The sequence below is a fragment of the Escherichia sp. WS1450 genome (assembly GCF_046487395.1).
GTDB lineage: Bacteria > Pseudomonadota > Gammaproteobacteria > Enterobacterales > Enterobacteriaceae > Escherichia > Escherichia coli.
Genome location: NZ_JBJQJO010000005.1, coordinates 53078 through 69264, shown reverse-complemented (window position 1 = coordinate 69264; position 16187 = coordinate 53078). Strand labels below are relative to the sequence as shown.

Here is a 16187-nt window from a genome sequence, read left to right as displayed (position 1 = left end):
GCCTACGATATTTCTGCAATATATTGAATTAGCATGATTTTGTAGGCCGGATAAGGCGTTTGCGCCGCATCCGGCATAAACAGAGCGCACTTTGTCAACAGTTGTTGCTGCCGGCAAATACAGTATTTAATTTTCGTGTGGAAAAGCGGTTAGATCGTCAATCATTTTTTGAAGTATTGGTGAGTCCTGACCGTCACCCCATTGAAGAATTTTTGCGGTAAGCTGATGACGCGCTAGTGCATTGAGTCCCATCTTTTTAAGTTTATGGGAGATTTTACCCATGACTTTAATCTGACCGAATGCAGTCGCGTAGGTAATCATATTGCTCTGGATAGTGCTCATTTCATCGACTAGTAATTGCGCACGAACATCCTCTTCAAGAATACTGTCCATAGCGATGTATTTCATACCCCACACAGTTTCAATTAACATTTGAGGGAAATCAGCACAGTCCAGATCCGGCTCTTTACGGAGGCTATTTTCAAGAACGTTTAGAGCATCAGCACCTTCATCGCTGCCAAAAGGAGATTCTTCATCCCAGCAACACATATAAAGTGGATCAGTAAAATGGCACTGGAAGTTTGGGTGTGACGTTTTAACATGTAACCCAATTTCTTCATCATCAAAATAGTAGCGATCCATGAAGTTAACGTTTGGATCTTCTTGATAGCCTTTCTTCATTTTTGCGGCAATCAATTTACTGGCTGCTTTCAGACACTGTTCTTCATTATCGAACTCTTTTGTCTGGAATTTACCAATACTACCTACCTTGCCATAGTTGACCGCTAAACTATCCTCTTTGTAATCTATCCACCAAAATTTATTCGATTTTTCATCGTTATAAATAAAGCATTTTTTCATGTTACCTCCTGTAACTACCTTGCCAGAGCGGATTAATTCCCTTCCGCAGGCACCGTTTTATCCGTCTGCGCAATTAGCGCATGTAAAAAAGGTTGTGCGTTCTCATCGCTTTTACCGGGCATCTTCACGATATACGGCTTCCCGGTAATCGATGACGACGAGGCCACCTTATCAATAAACTGCTCGGCGGTGTCAATGCGGTTGCGCGTGTTGCCGAGCTTCAGACGCAGGTGGGAAACCGCTTCATCACAGGTGTGTTCATCGCCGTTACGCACAAATATCAAATCCTTTTTCTGTGCTAATCCCTCCAGCATGGCGTTGATACGGGCTTCTTCATGGGCAGTTAACTTCGCGTAAACGGGGAGTGTCATTAGCAGCGTAATGACCAGACAAATGATTTTCTTCATTGAATTACCTTATCCTTGTTTTGTGATAGCCGATTTGACTGCCAGAATCAGGTAAAGTTTCGGTTGGAATACGATGAGGATCATCGGCAAGGAGAAAAAATTAAATGAGTAGTTTGTTGTTGTTTAACGATAAGAGCAGGGCATTGCAGGCGGATATCGTCGCCGTGCAGTCGCAGGTAGTGTACGGCAGCGTAGGCAACAGCATTGCCGTGCCTGCTATCAAACAGAACGGCTTGAATGTCTTTGCCGTGCCGACTGTATTGCTGAGCAATACACCGCATTATGACACTTTCTACGGTGGTGCGATTCCGGACGAATGGTTTAGCGGCTATTTGCGTGCGCTTCAGGAGCGTGATGCGTTGCGCCAACTTCGTGCTGTAACCACGGGCTATATGGGAACGGCATCGCAAATCAAAATCCTTGCCGAGTGGCTGACTGCGCTACGCAAAGATCATCCTGACCTATTGATCATGGTCGATCCAGTGATTGGCGATATTGATAGCGGAATTTATGTCAAACCTGACCTTCCCGAGGCGTATCGACAATATTTACTGCCGCTGGCGCAGGGAATTACCCCCAATATTTTTGAGCTGGAAATCCTGACCGGTAAAAATTGCCGCGATCTCGACAGTGCCATTGCTGCCGCAAAAAGTCTGCTTTCAGACACATTAAAATGGGTGGTGATTACCAGCGCCTCCGGTAATGAAGAAAATCAGGAGATGCAGGTGGTGGTGGTCACTGCCGACAGCGTGAATGTCATTTCCCATTCACGGGTAAAAACCGACCTGAAAGGGACTGGCGACCTGTTTTGTGCTCAGCTTATCAGTGGTTTGCTGAAAGGGAAGGCGTTAAACGATGCGGTGCACCGTGCGGGGTTGCGCGTACTGGAAGTGATGCGCTACACCCAGCAGCATGAGAGCGATGAATTGATTTTGCCGCCGCTGGCGGAAGCATAAAAAATGGCGCCGATGGGCGCCATTTTTCACTGCGGCAAGAATTACTTCTTGATGCGGATAACCGGGGTTTCACCCACGGTTACGCTACCGGACAGTTTGATCAGTTCTTTGATTTCGTCCATGTTGGAGATAACAACCGGAGTCAGGGTAGACTTGGCTTTCTCTTCCAGCAGCGGCAGATCGAATTCAATGACAGTATCGCCAACTTTCACGCGCTGACCTTCTTCAGCAATACGCTTGAAGCCTTCGCCTTTCAGTTCAACGGTGTCGATACCGAAGTGGACGAACAGTTCAACGCCGCTATCAGATTCGATAGAGAACGCGTGGTTGGTTTCAAAGATTTTACCAATGGTGCCGTCTACAGGCGCGACCATTTTGTTTCCAGTTGGTTTGATAGCAATGCCATCACCAACGATTTTTTCCGCAAAAACGACATCCGGCACGTCTTCGATATTGACGATCTCGCCAGAGAGCGGAGCAATGATCTCAATAGTTCCGGTATCCTTCTTGTCGTCGGAAACCAGAGATTTCAGTTTATCGAACAAACCCATGATCTTCTCCTAAGCAGTAAATTGGGCCGCATCTCGTGGATTAGCAGATTGTTTTTTCTTCAATGAACTTGTTAACCAGCGTCATTAACTCGTCCGTTGTCGGTTGAGCAAGAGCCTGCTCTGCTAACACCTTCGCATCTTCGAAGTTCGTGTTACGGATAATCTTCTTAATGCGCGGGATAGAAATGGCGCTCATAGAGAATTCGTCCAGACCCATCCCCAGCAACAGAAGTGTAGCACGTTCATCGCCAGCAAGCTCACCACACATGCCAGTCCATTTGCCTTCAGCATGAGAAGCATCAATAACTTGCTTGATCAAGTTCAGCACGGACGGTGACATTGGCTGGTAAAGGTGTGAAATCATATCATTACCACGGTCAACTGCCAGAGTGTACTGCGTTAAATCATTGGTGCCGATACTAAAGAAATCAACTTCTTTGGCTAAATGACGTGCAATTGTTGCGGCAGCCGGTGTTTCCACCATTACGCCGATTTCAATTGACTCGTCAAACGCTTTACCTTCGTCGCGCAGTTCCTGTTTGTAGATTTCGATCTCTTTGCGCAGTGCACGCACTTCTTCAACAGAGATGATCATCGGGAACATAATGCGCAATTTACCGAAAGCCGAGGCACGCAGGATAGCGCGGAGCTGATCGCGCAGGATCTCTTTACGATCCATCGCGATACGGATAGCGCGCCAGCCGAGGAACGGGTTTTCTTCTTTCGGGAAGTTCATGTATGGCAGCTCTTTGTCGCCGCCGATGTCCATGGTACGAACGATAACCGCCTGCGAGCCACACGCTTCAGCCACTGCTTTGTAAGCAGCAAACTGTTCTTCTTCAGTGGGCAGCGCGTCGCGGTCCATGAACAGGAACTCAGTACGATACAGACCAACGCCTTCAGCGCCGTTACGCTCTGCACCTTCAACGTCACGAACCGTACCAATGTTAGCGCACACTTCTACCTGGTGACCGTCCAGCGTAATAGCTGGCAGATCTTTCAGTTTAGCAAGCTCTGCTTTTTCAGAAGCCACTTGCTCCTGAACAGCGCGCATTTTATCAATAACTTCGTTGGTTGGATTGACGTAAACCTGATTATTTACGGCATCCAGAATCAGATAGTCGTCATTTTTCACCTGAGAGGTGACGCTACCGGTACCCACGATAGCAGGCAGTTCCAGAGAACGCGCCATGATAGAGGTGTGGGAAGTACGGCCACCCGCGTCGGTGATGAAACCCAGCACCTTCTTCAGGTTCAGCTGTGCGGTTTCGGACGGCGTCAGGTCAGCGGCAACCAGAATGACTTCATCCTGAATGGCGCTCAGGTCGATAATCTTCAGGCCCAGGATGTTGCGCAGCAGGCGCTTACCGATATCACGTACGTCAGCCGCACGTTCTTTCAGGTATTCATCATCCAGCTCTTCCAGGGCAGAAGCCTGACCTTCGATAACTTCATGAGCAGCTGCGTCAGCTGTCATGTGCTTATCTTTAATCAGGGCTATGATTTCCTGCTCCAGCTCCTCATCTTCGAGCAGCATAATATGCCCTTCAAAGATGGCTTCTTTTTCTTCACCGAACGTTTCACCAGCTTTCGTTTTGATCGTTTCCAGCTGGGCTGATGCCTTGGCACGACCGCTCAGAAAACGTTCAACTTCCTGATCAACCTGGTCGGCAGAAATTTTTTTCCGGTCAATGACAATTTCGTCTTCTTTCAGAAGCAGAGCTTTACCGAAAGCGATACCCGGGGATGCTAAAATGCCTGAAATCATAACCCTACCTTACTTGTGACTGATTTTTAAAAGAACCCGGGAAATTACTCGAGTTCCGCCATCAGTTTAACCAGATGTTCAACCGCTTTCTGCTCGTCTTCGCCTTCTGCGGAGATAGTCACAACGGTACCTTGAGTCAGGCCCAGAGTCTGCAGTTTAAACAGGCTTTTCGCGCTGGCGCTTTTGCCGTTGGAAGTCACAGTAATTTCAGAAGTGAAGCCCTTAGCTTCTTTTACAAACTGGGCAGCAGGGCGGGTGTGCAGACCGTTCGGAGCGGTAATGGTAACTTCTTGCTGGAACATTGTATTTCCCCAACTTATAGGTTTAGTGTTGTGGAACTAAAGTCTAGCCTGGCGGTTCGACTTTAGCCTGTATTGTTAGCGCCAGTTTTTAACAGACGCGACGCACGAAGAGCGCAATACAGTCCATTGCTGGCGGGTGTTGACCGCTGACGTTTCGTACGTCATTAAACATTATGCCGCTAAAGGAAGAATTGAACCAAATCATAAAATCGATTCAGCTTTGGCTTTTCCTGTAACGATTAATTTCGCGCATCAAAATAATTAGTCTGGTTAAATACCAGTTCCGACAGGCTGAATCAATGCCAGGAGGGGCGAAAGTTTGAAGCAGGCCACAAAAAAGCACCTGAAAAGGTGCTTTTTTACGCATTTTTAACAAGCTGGCATTACTGTTGCAATTCTTTCTCAGTGAAGAGATCGGCAAACAATGCGGTGCTTAAATAACGCTCACCCGATGACGGTAGAATAACCACAATATTCTTGTTGGTAAAGCTTTCATCTTCTTGTAGTTTCAACGCCGCAGCAACAGCTGCTCCAGAAGAGATACCTGCAAGAATACCTTCTTCTTCCATCAGACGACGCGCGGTAGAAATGGCTTCTTCATTGGTGATGCCAATGACTTTATCGACCAGCTTGAGATCGAGGTTCGCCGGGATAAAACCAGCGCCAATACCCTGAATTTTATGCGGGCCAGGTTTAATCTCTTCACCTGCCAGCGCCTGGGCGATAACTGGAGAATCGGTTGGCTCAACGGCGACAGAGATAAGATCGGTCTTGCCTTTGGTGCCTTTAATGTAGCGGCTGACGCCGGTCAGCGTACCGCCAGTCCCAACGCCAGCAATAAATACATCAACCTGACCGTCGGTATCTTCCCAGATCTCCGGACCGGTGGTTTTTTCGTGAATTTCAGGGTTTGCCGGATTGCTGAATTGTTGCAGCAGCAGGTATTTCTCTGGATTGCTGGCGACAATTTCTTCTGCTTTTTGGATTGCGCCTTTCATGCCTTTAGCACCTTCGGTCAGCACCAGGTTTGCACCTAACGCTTTCAGCAGCTTGCGGCGTTCAATACTCATGGTTTCTGGCATGGTCAGGGTGAGTTTGTAACCGCGAGCGGCAGCGACATAGGCCAGTGCAATCCCGGTATTACCGCTGGTTGGTTCAACCAGTTCAACGCCTGGTTTCAGCACGCCGCGCTTTTCGGCATCCCAAATCATGTTGGCACCGATACGGCACTTAACGCTGAAGCTGGGGTTACGAGATTCCACCTTCGCCAGAATGCGTCCGTTACCGATGCGATTCAGGCGAACCAGCGGCGTGTGACCGATAGTCAGCGAGTTATCTTCAAAAATCTTACTCATGGCCTGTCCTTAACTGTATGAAATTGGGATACAACAGCTAGCATACCCGCTCAGAGAATATGCGGAAGTAAGGATTTAGCATATCTATATGCAGAAGGGAAATAATGACATGCAAGATGGAATAAGGGGCGGCATAAGCCACCCCTGTTTCACACAAGCGGTTTACAAAATAACCGGTAGATTGTTACCGCCACATCGCGTGTTTATCGCGATAGCAATCGACCCACATCGCCGTCGCACCACAAACGGCAACGGGCATGATGAACAGATTAAGCAGCGGGATCATCGTAAACAGGCTGGTTAAAGCACCAAACTGCATATTGGTGATTTTGCGTGTGCGCAGGGCGGTGCGCATCTCTTTAAACGGCACTTTGTGGTTATCGAAGGGGTAATCGCAATACTGGATGGCTAACATCCAGGCGCTAAACAGGAACCACAGTACCGGCGCGACGGTTTGCCCAATACCAGGGATGAAGTAAAGAATTAGTAATACAATTGCGCGCGGCAGATACCAGGCAAATTTTTGCCATTCGCGTTTCATGATTCGCGGCACATCTTTCATGATACCGAAAATCCCGGTATCTGGCGGTGTAGCGCCAGTCAATCGTGCTTCCAGTTGTTCAGCCAATAAACCGTTAAACGGAGCGGCAATCCAGTTAGCAATCGTTGAGAAGAAATAGCCAAACACTAACAGCACGGAGATGACTGCCAGAGGCCACAACAGATAGCTCAGCCATTGTAACCAGTCCGGAACATAACTCATGAGAGTCGGGATCCAGACATCGAGTTGCGTAAAGAGCCACCAGAATGCGCCCCCCATCAACAAAATATTGACCAGCAGCGGTAAAATAACGAAACGCCGAATCCCAGGTTGCGAGACGAGCTTCCAGCCTTGCGCAAAATAGTAAAAACCGCTGCGTGGGGCAGATGTGAATGATGAAACCATAATCAGGATGAGCTCCTTTTGACCAATCCCAGGAAAATTCTGCGTATTTTACCGGGTAATTGCGCAATGGACAGTTAGGATATGTTCGAAAAAACAGCAAAAAGCACGATTTCATCTATCTTTGTGCTGTGAAAGTTAATAGTGCACTTGCACTTGAGGTAATCGGCAAATACTCTTAGTGAGTAAATGTTTGCCGTGGTGGCAAGGTGTTAGAACAACAGAGAATATAATGATGCAGGATTTGCGTCTGATATTAATCATTGTTGGCGCGATCGCCATAATCGCTTTACTGGTACATGGTTTCTGGACCAGCCGTAAAGAACGATCTTCTATGTTCCGCGATCGGCCACTAAAACGAATGAAGTCAAAACGTGACGACGATTCTTATGACGAGGATGTCGAAGATGATGAGGGCGTTGGTGAGGTTCGTGTTCACCGCGTGAATCATGCCCCGGCTAACGCCCAGGAGCATGAGGCTGCTCGTCCGTCGCCGCAACACCAGTACCAACCGCCTTATGCGTCTGCGCAGCCGCGTCAACCGGTCCAGCCGCCGCCTGAAGCGCAGGTACCGCCGCAACATGCTCCGCGTCCAGCGCAGCCGGTGCAGCAACCCGTGCAGCAGCCTGCCTATCAGCCGCAGCCTGAACAGCCGTTGCAGCAGCCAGTTTCGCCAAAGGTCGCATCAGCGCCGCAGCCAGTGCATTCAGCACCGCAACCGGCACAACAGGCTTTCCAGCCTGCAGAGCCTGTAGCGGCACCACAGCCTGAGCCTGTAGCGGAACCGGCTCCAGTTATGGATAAACCGAAGCGCAAAGAAGCGGTGATTATCATGAACGTCGCGGCGCATCACGGTAGCGAGCTAAACGGTGAACTGCTTCTTAACAGCATTCAACAAGCGGGCTTCATTTTTGGCGATATGAATATTTACCATCGTCATCTTAGCCCGGATGGCAGCGGCCCGGCGTTATTCAGCCTGGCGAATATGGTGAAACCGGGAACCTTTGATCCTGAAATGAAGGATTTCACTACTCCGGGTGTCACTATCTTTATGCAGGTACCGTCTTACGGTGACGAGCTGCAGAACTTCAAGCTGATGCTGCAATCTGCGCAGCATATTGCCGATGAAGTGGGCGGTGTAGTGCTTGACGATCAGCGCCGTATGATGACTCCGCAGAAATTGCGCGAGTACCAGGACATCATCCGCGAAGTCAAAGACGCCAACGCCTGATACACTTAAGGCAAATTAACTCCTCTTCGAACCCCCGCTTGTCGGGGGTTTTTAGCATTGATGGTGCGATATGGAATCAATCGAACAACAACTGACAGAACTGCGAACGACGCTTCGCCATCATGAATATCTTTATCATGTGATGGATGCGCCGGAAATTCCCGACGTTGAATACGACAGGCTGATGCGCGAACTGCGTGAGCTGGAAACCAAACATCCAGAACTGATTACGCCTGATTCGCCTACCCAACGTGTAGGTGCTGCGCCGCTGGCGGCTTTCAGCCAGATCCGCCATGAAGTGCCAATGCTGTCGCTGGATAACGTTTTTGATGAAGAAAGCTTTCTTGCTTTCAACAAACGTGTGCAGGACCGTCTGAAAAGCAACGAGAAAGTCACCTGGTGCTGTGAGCTGAAGCTGGATGGCCTTGCCGTCAGTATTCTGTATGAAAATGGCGTTTTAGTCAGTGCCGCGACTCGTGGCGATGGCACCACCGGGGAAGATATCACGTCTAATGTGCGTACTATTCGCGCCATTCCGCTGAAGCTACACGGAGAGAATATCCCGGCGCGTCTGGAAGTACGTGGTGAAGTGTTCCTGCCACAGGCGGGGTTCGAAAAGATTAACGAAGATGCGCGACGTACGGGCGGGAAAGTGTTTGCTAACCCACGTAATGCGGCAGCTGGTTCACTGCGTCAGCTTGATCCGCGTATTACAGCGAAGCGACCGCTCACTTTTTTCTGCTATGGCGTCGGTGTTCTGGAAGGTGGCGAGCTGCCGGATACTCATCTTGGCCGTTTACTGCAATTTAAACAGTGGGGTTTGCCGGTCAGCGACCGGGTAACGCTTTGTGAATCGGCGGAAGAAGTGCTGGCGTTCTACCACAAAGTAGAAGAAGACCGCCCGACGCTGGGTTTTGATATCGACGGCGTGGTGATTAAGGTCAACTCACTGGCACAGCAGGAGCGGCTTGGCTTTGTCGCGCGTGCCCCGCGCTGGGCGGTAGCGTTTAAATTCCCGGCGCAGGAACAGATGACCTTTGTGCGTGACGTCGAGTTTCAGGTTGGGCGTACTGGCGCGATTACGCCTGTTGCGCGTCTGGAACCTGTCCATGTTGCTGGCGTGCTGGTGAGTAACGCAACCTTACACAATGCGGATGAAATCGAACGTCTTGGTTTACGCATTGGCGATAAAGTGGTGATTCGCCGCGCTGGCGACGTGATCCCGCAGGTGGTTAACGTCGTGCTTTCTGAACGCCCGGAAGATACCCGTGAGGTTGTATTCCCGACGCATTGTCCGGTATGTGGTTCTGACGTTGAGCGTGTGGAAGGTGAAGCGGTTGCCCGCTGTACCGGTGGCCTGATTTGCGGTGCGCAGCGTAAAGAGTCGCTGAAACACTTTGTTTCCCGCCGTGCGATGGACGTTGACGGTATGGGCGACAAAATCATCGATCAGCTGGTTGAAAAAGAATATGTCCATACTCCGGCGGATCTGTTCAAACTCACCGCAGGCAAACTGACCGGACTGGAGCGCATGGGGCCGAAATCGGCACAAAACGTGGTTAACGCGCTGGAAAAAGCGAAAGAAACCACCTTTGCCCGCTTCCTCTATGCACTTGGCATCCGTGAAGTCGGCGAGGCCACCGCAGCAGGTCTGGCGGCATATTTCGGCACGCTGGAAGCGCTGGAAGCCGCTTCGATTGAAGAGCTGCAAAAGGTGCCTGATGTTGGCATTGTCGTTGCATCCCACGTTCACAACTTCTTTGCCGAAGAAAGCAACCGCAATGTCATCAGCGAGCTGTTGGCGGAAGGTGTTCACTGGCCTGCGCCGATCGTTATCAACGCGGAAGAGATTGACAGCCCGTTTGCTGGTAAAACCGTGGTGCTTACGGGCAGCTTAAGCCAGATGTCGCGTGATGACGCTAAAGCTCGACTGGTCGAACTGGGCGCGAAAGTCGCGGGCAGCGTGTCGAAGAAAACCGATCTGGTGATAGCGGGTGAAGCTGCAGGATCTAAACTGGCGAAGGCGCAGGAACTGGGCATTGAAGTCATCGACGAAGCGGAAATGCTGCGTTTGCTGGGTAGCTGAGATGGAAAAAGAGCAGCTGATTGAAATAGCCAATACGATAATGCCGTTTGGCAAATACAAAGGGCGTCGCTTAATCGACCTGCCGGAGGAGTATCTTCTGTGGTTTGCCCGCAAAGATGAGTTCCCGGCAGGGAAGCTCGGTGAGCTAATGCAAATCACGCTGCTGATTAAAACTGAGGGGCTGACGCAACTGGTCCAGCCCCTGAAGCGTCCTCTTTAAGCTTTATTGGCGCGGCTTTCCTGCTGCGCCTGTAACTGTTCGGTCTGGTGTTTGTATCGACGCGCCAGCACCGCACAGACCATCAATTGGATCTGATGGAAAATCATCAGAGGCAGCACCATCATACCGATCACCGATGTGGGGAAAAGAATGTTTGCCATCGGGATGCCATTTGCCAGACTCTTTTTCGAACCACAAAAGACGATAGTAATTTCATCTGCCTTATTGAAGCCCAGTCGGCGTGCCATAAAGACGTTAACTACGATCACGATAGCCAGAAGAACGCAGCTGACCACCACGATAAACAGCAATGATCCCCAGCCAACTTTATGCCAGATACCATTAACGACGGCTTCGCTGAACGCTGTATAAACCACCAACAGAATGGACGTCTGGTCAGTTTTCGCAATCCATTTTTTATTGCGCGACACCCAGTCACCAATCCACGGCCGGGAAAGATGCCCCAACACAAACGGCAGCAGCAGTTGCAGCATAATTTTACCGACCTGCTCAAGGCTGCCCCCTGCACCGTGAACATTCATCACCAGACCAACCAGCAATGGTGAAAGGAAAATCCCCAACAGGCTGGATGCTGACGCAGAACAAACCGCTGCCGCGACGTTACCGCCCGCCATTGAAGTAAAGGCGATTGCAGACTGCACGGTAGCGGGGAGAATGCACAAGTAGAGAAAACCGGAGTAGAGCATCGGGTCGACATTTACCGGTTTCCACCAGGCAAACAGCACGCCCAGAATCGGAAACAATACGAAGGTGCTGCACATTACCCACAAATGCAGTCGCCAGTGCCCACCGCCAGCAATAATCGCCTCACGCGACAACTTCGCGCCGTGCATAAAGAACAGCAGGGCAATAGCTGCAGTGGTCAGATTTTCAAAGAAGGGGACGAAATCGCCTCTGGCCGGAAAGAAAGAGGCCAGCAACACCACCGTGATCAGGGTTAAGGTGAAAGGATCGAGGATACGAAAAAGTTTCATAAAGACTCCAGATGATCGATGGTTCTATTGTGCTTCTTCCAGTTTGAGAAATAAAATTGATTTATTGCATCCATTCATGAATAAAACAGATGAATTATTCTTTAAAACAATTAAAGGTTTTCGTCACAGTAGCGCAGGAGAAAAGTTTTAGTCGTGCAGGAGAGCGTATCGGCCTGAGTCAGTCGGCAGTAAGTCACAGTGTGAAGGAGCTGGAAAATCATACTGGTGTTCGCCTGCTGGACAGAACCACGCGTGAAGTGGTGCTTACAGATGCAGGGCAGCAGTTGGCTTTGCGTCTTGAGCGACTGCTGGATGAACTTAACAGCACGTTGCGCGATACCGGGCGTATGGGGCAACAACTGAGCGGAAAAGTTCGGGTCGCTGCCAGCCAGACCATTTCCGCGCATCTTATTCCGCAATGCATTGCTGAAATCCATCGCCGCTATCCAGATATTCAGTTTATCCTGCACGATCGTCCGCAGCAGTGGGTGATGGAAAGTATTCGCCAGGGAGATGTCGATTTTGGCATCGTCATCGATCCAGGCCCAGTGGGCGATCTGCAATGTGAAGCGATTCTTTCCGAGCCTTTCTTCTTGCTTTGCCATCGCGATAGCGCTTTGGCCGCGGAAGATTATGTACCCTGGCAGGCATTACAGGGAGCGAAATTGGTGTTGCAGGATTACGCGTCAGGCAGCCGACCGCTGATTGACGCAGCGCTGGCGCGCAATGGTATTCAGGCGAATATTGTGCAGGAGATTGGACATCCGGCGACGCTGTTCCCGATGGTAGCCGCAGGCATCGGCATTAGTATTCTTCCCGCACTGGCGCTGCCGTTACCTGAAGGTAGCCCGCTGGTGGTAAAGCGCATTACGCCGGTGGTGGAACGCCAGTTGATGCTGGTGCGCAGGAAGAACCGTTCACTTTCCACCGCCGCACAAGCGTTATGGGACGTGGTACGAGGCCAGGGCCGTGCTCTAATGGCTGGGCGGGAAGGGGATCCGCTGTATCAGATATAGATATCGATCTGAGTCGTTTTTTCAACAGGATTTGGAAGGGATGCATTCAGAGACAAACGCTGCTCTTTCTCCTGCGCTTTTTCTGCCTGCTGTCTTTGCAACTGCGCCAGTTGTGTTTCCAGTAGGGTGATTTGCTGCTGAATCAATTCGGCCTGTTTTTGCTTGTCTTCAGCACTGCCGCTAGTGTCTGCAATCTCTTTAATTTGTTGAGTGAGTTTGATGATTTGCTGACTTATCCGCGCAATTTGTGAAGCAACATCGCTACCTTCTGATGCCCTGTTACTACTCTGTGTTTGTATGGAAGGAATTGAAGTTGGAGAGATAGTGGCCATTGTTCAGTCCTCGTCACTGTACGAGGTAATATCGGCAGAAGAACAAGGAACTTGAGAAGAAAAATCAATCTTACAAACCGCATATAGCAAAAAAGCGCCTTTAGGGCGCTTTTTTACATTGGTGGGTCGTGCAGGATTCGAACCTGCGACCAATTGATTAAAAGTCAACTGCTCTACCAACTGAGCTAACGACCCGAAGTGGTGGGTGATGACGGGATCGAACCGCCGACCCCCTCCTTGTAAGGGAGGTGCTCTCCCGGCTGAGCTAATCACCCACTTCGGTACTTCACATTGTTACAAGAAATTTAGCTGGCGAGAAAGTGGTGGGTGATGACGGGATCGAACCGCCGACCCCCTCCTTGTAAGGGAGGTGCTCTCCCAGCTGAGCTAATCACCCACTTCTCAATTTCTTGCTACACGGCGGAGACTACATAAAGTAGTTGGTGGGTGATGACGGGATCGAACCGCCGACCCCCTCCTTGTAAGGGAGGTGCTCTCCCAGCTGAGCTAATCACCCCCGCTGTGTGGAGTCGCATTATAGGGAGAGTTCAAAATGAGTCAACGCATTTTCTAAAGAAATTGTTCGTTCGTCGTAAATTTAAGCAAGATGATCGCAAAACAGACCGTGTTGCGCAATTTGTCAACGAAAACAATAATGCGTAAGGTTGCAACCCGAACTACATTGAGGAATCAGGCGGGAGTGATAGAATATCGCCCACTCAATTTTTCCAGGATTTGCCGGTTGTCGGCATCTTTCTAAACGTAAGGCCATTTCATGAAAATCAAAACTCGCTTCGCGCCAAGCCCAACAGGCTATCTGCACGTTGGCGGCGCGCGTACTGCTCTTTACTCCTGGCTTTTTGCACGTAACCACGGCGGTGAGTTCGTGCTGCGTATTGAAGACACCGATCTTGAGCGTTCCACGCCGGAAGCTATCGAAGCCATTATGGATGGCATGAACTGGCTGAGCCTGGAGTGGGATGAAGGTCCGTACTACCAGACCAAACGTTTTGATCGCTACAACGCGGTGATCGATCAGATGCTGGAAGAGGGCACAGCTTATAAATGCTATTGTTCTAAAGAGCGCCTGGAAGCGCTGCGCGAAGAGCAAATGGCGAAAGGTGAGAAGCCGCGTTATGACGGTCGCTGCCGCCACAGCCATGATCATCATGCTGATGATGAACCGTGCGTTGTACGTTTTGCTAACCCGCAGGAAGGTTCTGTTGTTTTTGACGATCAGATCCGTGGTCCGATCGAGTTCAGCAACCAGGAACTGGATGATCTGATCATTCGCCGTACCGATGGTTCCCCAACCTATAACTTCTGTGTGGTTGTCGATGACTGGGATATGGAAATCACCCACGTTATCCGTGGCGAAGACCATATCAACAACACACCGCGCCAGATCAACATTCTTAAGGCTCTGAAAGCGCCGGTACCGGTTTACGCACACGTTTCTATGATCAACGGCGATGACGGTAAAAAACTGTCCAAACGTCACGGGGCGGTCAGCGTAATGCAGTATCGTGATGACGGTTATCTGCCAGAAGCACTGCTGAACTATCTGGTGCGTCTGGGCTGGTCCCACGGCGATCAGGAAATCTTCACTCGTGAAGAGATGATCAAATACTTCACTCTGAATGCCGTCAGCAAATCTGCCAGTGCGTTCAACACCGACAAGCTGCTGTGGCTGAACCATCACTACATTAACGCGCTGCCGCCGGAGTATGTTGCTACTCACTTACAGTGGCACATTGAGCAGGAAAATATCGATACCCGTAACGGCCCGCAGCTGGCTGATCTAGTGAAACTGCTGGGTGAACGCTGCAAGACGCTGAAAGAGATGGCACAGAGCTGCCGCTATTTCTACGAAGATTTTGCTGAGTTCGATGCCGACGCCGCGAAAAAACATCTGCGCCCAGTAGCGCGTCAGCCGCTGGAAGTGGTTCGTGACAAACTGACTGCGATTACTGACTGGACCGCTGAAAACGTTCATCACGCTATTCAGGCGACGGCGGATGAGCTGGAAGTGGGTATGGGTAAAGTTGGTATGCCGCTGCGTGTCGCCGTAACCGGTGCGGGGCAGTCTCCGGCGCTGGATGTTACTGTTCACGCAATCGGTAAGACCCGCAGTATCGAGCGTATCAACAAAGCGCTGGCTTTTATTGCTGAACGCGAAAACCAGCAGTAATTAGCGTGTAAAAAGATAAACGGCAGGAGAGATACCCCTGCCGTTTTTAATTTATGCTGATTCATCTATGTCGAGACGAGCAAGGAAATGACGAATTCCTTCGCGTGACAAAAATTGCGCAACTTTTTCCTGCTCGCTATGAGTCATGTTGTCTATTGCGCTGATGATTTGCCGATAAGCAGGGGTGCGAATACCCGGTGCGTATTCGGCAAGGGGTTCTTCGGCTTCCAGAAGCATCGGCGTGTTATGGAAGGCTGGCGTGTTCTGAATAAACTCACAAACTTGCGTATCGACCAGAATAAGTCTGGCACGACCGCCTTTCACGCCAGGAAATTTTTCCGTTTTCCAGCCTTTTTCTCTGATCCAACGGTTAACAGTTTGTTTAGCCACACCGAGGCATTCAGCCAGTTCTTCGGTGGTCATTTTATTGCGTAATCTTTTCATATTATTTGCTATCGCGAATCCCTAAGCGTTGTAACAATCCGATAATCCCTTCCCGCAGAAGCAAGGATGTAAACTGTTTTTGTTCAACTGGCGTCATCTCTTTCGCCAGTGTCACCAGCAACACTTCAAGCGGCGCATCACCAGACAGGGCAGGCGCTTCTCCCTGACCTTCTGGACGTTCAGCATTGCGAATATATTCACGAACCTGTTCATTGACGTGAACCAGTCGGGCTTTGCCACCCTGGACGCCTGGTTTTGGTGACGTTGTCCAGCCTTCCTTGCGTACCCATTTATTGATGGTCTGGCGGCTATAGCCGGTCAATCTGGCAAGTTCATCTGGTGTCATCCTCTCCTTGAACATAACAATTCCCTGAATGTATGTGGGTCTATTAGTAGTTCATTTTATAACACCACTTTACAGGAAACCGTGACATGAATAACTACTGAATGCGAGCGGTTTTCCAAAATTGTTCATTTGCCTGATTTTTCAGCGATTGAAACTACACGCTGCATTTTGCCGTTGACACAT

The 16187-nt window shown here is 50.0% G+C and carries 17 protein-coding genes and 4 tRNA genes; 6 read left to right on the top strand and 15 right to left on the bottom strand.

Going from position 1 to position 16187, the window contains the following annotated elements; translation table 11 throughout:
- Positions 1–126: 126 nt before the first annotated feature.
- Positions 127–861 (bottom strand): WGR domain-containing protein, encoded by a 735-nt coding sequence (locus tag ACJHYR_RS07665; RefSeq protein WP_000710498.1) that lies wholly within the window; start codon positions 859–861, stop codon positions 127–129.
- A 32-nt stretch (positions 862–893) separates the two neighbouring features.
- Entirely contained in the window at positions 894–1268 is a 375-nt protein-coding gene (locus ACJHYR_RS07660) for a YfeK family protein (protein WP_000719958.1), read from the bottom strand.
- A 104-nt stretch (positions 1269–1372) separates the two neighbouring features.
- Between ACJHYR_RS07660 and pdxK the strand changes: the two genes are divergently transcribed.
- Positions 1373–2224, top strand: coding sequence for a pyridoxine/pyridoxal/pyridoxamine kinase (gene pdxK / locus ACJHYR_RS07655; RefSeq protein ID WP_000096669.1), 852 nt, complete (start codon positions 1373–1375; stop codon positions 2222–2224).
- A gap of 41 nt (positions 2225–2265) precedes the next feature.
- On the opposite strand, the gene crr is transcribed toward pdxK, so the two are convergent.
- From crr to cysZ, 5 genes are all read right to left on the bottom strand, one after another.
- Positions 2266–2775: a PTS glucose transporter subunit IIA gene (gene crr / locus ACJHYR_RS07650; RefSeq protein WP_000522247.1), complete on the bottom strand. Its 510-nt coding sequence runs from the start codon at positions 2773–2775 to the stop codon at positions 2266–2268.
- 40 nt (positions 2776–2815) lie between these two features.
- Positions 2816–4543 (bottom strand): phosphoenolpyruvate-protein phosphotransferase PtsI, encoded by a 1728-nt coding sequence (gene ptsI / locus ACJHYR_RS07645; protein ID WP_000623136.1) that lies wholly within the window; start codon positions 4541–4543, stop codon positions 2816–2818.
- 44 nt (positions 4544–4587) lie between these two features.
- Complete coding sequence (gene ptsH / locus ACJHYR_RS07640; RefSeq protein ID WP_000487600.1) at positions 4588–4845, bottom strand: phosphocarrier protein Hpr; 258 nt, start codon at positions 4843–4845, stop codon at positions 4588–4590.
- Positions 4846–5228: 383 nt separating this feature from the next.
- On the bottom strand, positions 5229–6200 hold the full coding sequence (gene cysK / locus ACJHYR_RS07635) for a cysteine synthase A (protein WP_000034402.1): 972 nt from the start codon (positions 6198–6200) through the stop codon (positions 5229–5231).
- Positions 6201–6384: 184 nt separating this feature from the next.
- Entirely contained in the window at positions 6385–7146 is a 762-nt protein-coding gene (gene cysZ, locus ACJHYR_RS07630; RefSeq protein WP_000254839.1) for a sulfate transporter CysZ, read from the bottom strand.
- A gap of 229 nt (positions 7147–7375) precedes the next feature.
- On the opposite strand from cysZ, the gene zipA reads away from it, so the two are divergent.
- The 3 genes from zipA to ACJHYR_RS07615 all read left to right on the top strand — a co-directional run bounded on the left by zipA (position 7376) and on the right by ACJHYR_RS07615 (position 10680).
- Positions 7376–8374: a cell division protein ZipA gene (zipA, locus tag ACJHYR_RS07625; RefSeq protein ID WP_001306251.1), complete on the top strand. Its 999-nt coding sequence runs from the start codon at positions 7376–7378 to the stop codon at positions 8372–8374.
- A gap of 70 nt (positions 8375–8444) precedes the next feature.
- Positions 8445–10460 (top strand): NAD-dependent DNA ligase LigA, encoded by a 2016-nt coding sequence (gene ligA, locus ACJHYR_RS07620; RefSeq protein ID WP_000443716.1) that lies wholly within the window; start codon positions 8445–8447, stop codon positions 10458–10460.
- Position 10461: 1 nt separating this feature from the next.
- Entirely contained in the window at positions 10462–10680 is a 219-nt protein-coding gene (locus tag ACJHYR_RS07615) for a DUF3820 family protein (RefSeq protein ID WP_000410201.1), read from the top strand.
- Here ACJHYR_RS07615 and ACJHYR_RS07610 read toward each other — a convergent pair.
- Complete coding sequence (locus ACJHYR_RS07610; RefSeq protein WP_000765603.1) at positions 10677–11675, bottom strand: bile acid:sodium symporter family protein; 999 nt, start codon at positions 11673–11675, stop codon at positions 10677–10679. The genes ACJHYR_RS07615 and ACJHYR_RS07610 overlap by 4 nt on opposite strands.
- A gap of 89 nt (positions 11676–11764) precedes the next feature.
- Between ACJHYR_RS07610 and ACJHYR_RS07605 the strand changes: the two genes are divergently transcribed.
- Complete coding sequence (locus ACJHYR_RS07605; protein ID WP_072837403.1) at positions 11765–12691, top strand: LysR family transcriptional regulator; 927 nt, start codon at positions 11765–11767, stop codon at positions 12689–12691.
- Here the strand turns inward: ACJHYR_RS07605 and ACJHYR_RS07600 are convergent.
- The 5 genes from ACJHYR_RS07600 to ACJHYR_RS07580 form a co-directional block, all read right to left on the bottom strand.
- Positions 12682–13023, bottom strand: coding sequence for a FlxA-like family protein (locus tag ACJHYR_RS07600; RefSeq protein WP_000201400.1), 342 nt, complete (start codon positions 13021–13023; stop codon positions 12682–12684). The two genes, ACJHYR_RS07605 and ACJHYR_RS07600, sit on opposite strands and share 10 nt — an antisense overlap.
- Before the next feature lie 119 nt (positions 13024–13142).
- Positions 13143–13218: transfer RNA gene (locus tag ACJHYR_RS07595), tRNA-Lys, on the bottom strand.
- A 4-nt stretch (positions 13219–13222) separates the two neighbouring features.
- A tRNA-Val gene (locus tag ACJHYR_RS07590) sits at positions 13223–13298 on the bottom strand.
- 46 nt (positions 13299–13344) lie between these two features.
- Positions 13345–13420: transfer RNA gene (locus ACJHYR_RS07585), tRNA-Val, on the bottom strand.
- A 44-nt stretch (positions 13421–13464) separates the two neighbouring features.
- Positions 13465–13540 (bottom strand) — tRNA-Val (locus ACJHYR_RS07580).
- Between the two features lie 258 nt (positions 13541–13798).
- Here ACJHYR_RS07580 and gltX point away from each other — a divergent pair.
- Positions 13799–15214 carry a glutamate--tRNA ligase gene (gene gltX, locus ACJHYR_RS07575; RefSeq protein ID WP_000695649.1) on the top strand — a complete coding sequence of 472 codons (1416 nt, stop codon included), beginning with the start codon at positions 13799–13801 and terminating at the stop codon, positions 15212–15214.
- Positions 15215–15265: 51 nt separating this feature from the next.
- On the opposite strand, the gene ACJHYR_RS07570 is transcribed toward gltX, so the two are convergent.
- Together ACJHYR_RS07570 and ACJHYR_RS07565 are read right to left on the bottom strand one after the other, a co-directional pair.
- On the bottom strand, positions 15266–15658 hold the full coding sequence (locus ACJHYR_RS07570; RefSeq protein ID WP_000826497.1) for a MerR family transcriptional regulator: 393 nt from the start codon (positions 15656–15658) through the stop codon (positions 15266–15268).
- A 1-nt stretch (position 15659) separates the two neighbouring features.
- Positions 15660–16019, bottom strand: coding sequence for a YfeC-like transcriptional regulator (locus tag ACJHYR_RS07565; RefSeq protein ID WP_000472021.1), 360 nt, complete (start codon positions 16017–16019; stop codon positions 15660–15662).
- Positions 16020–16187 lie beyond the last annotated feature (168 nt).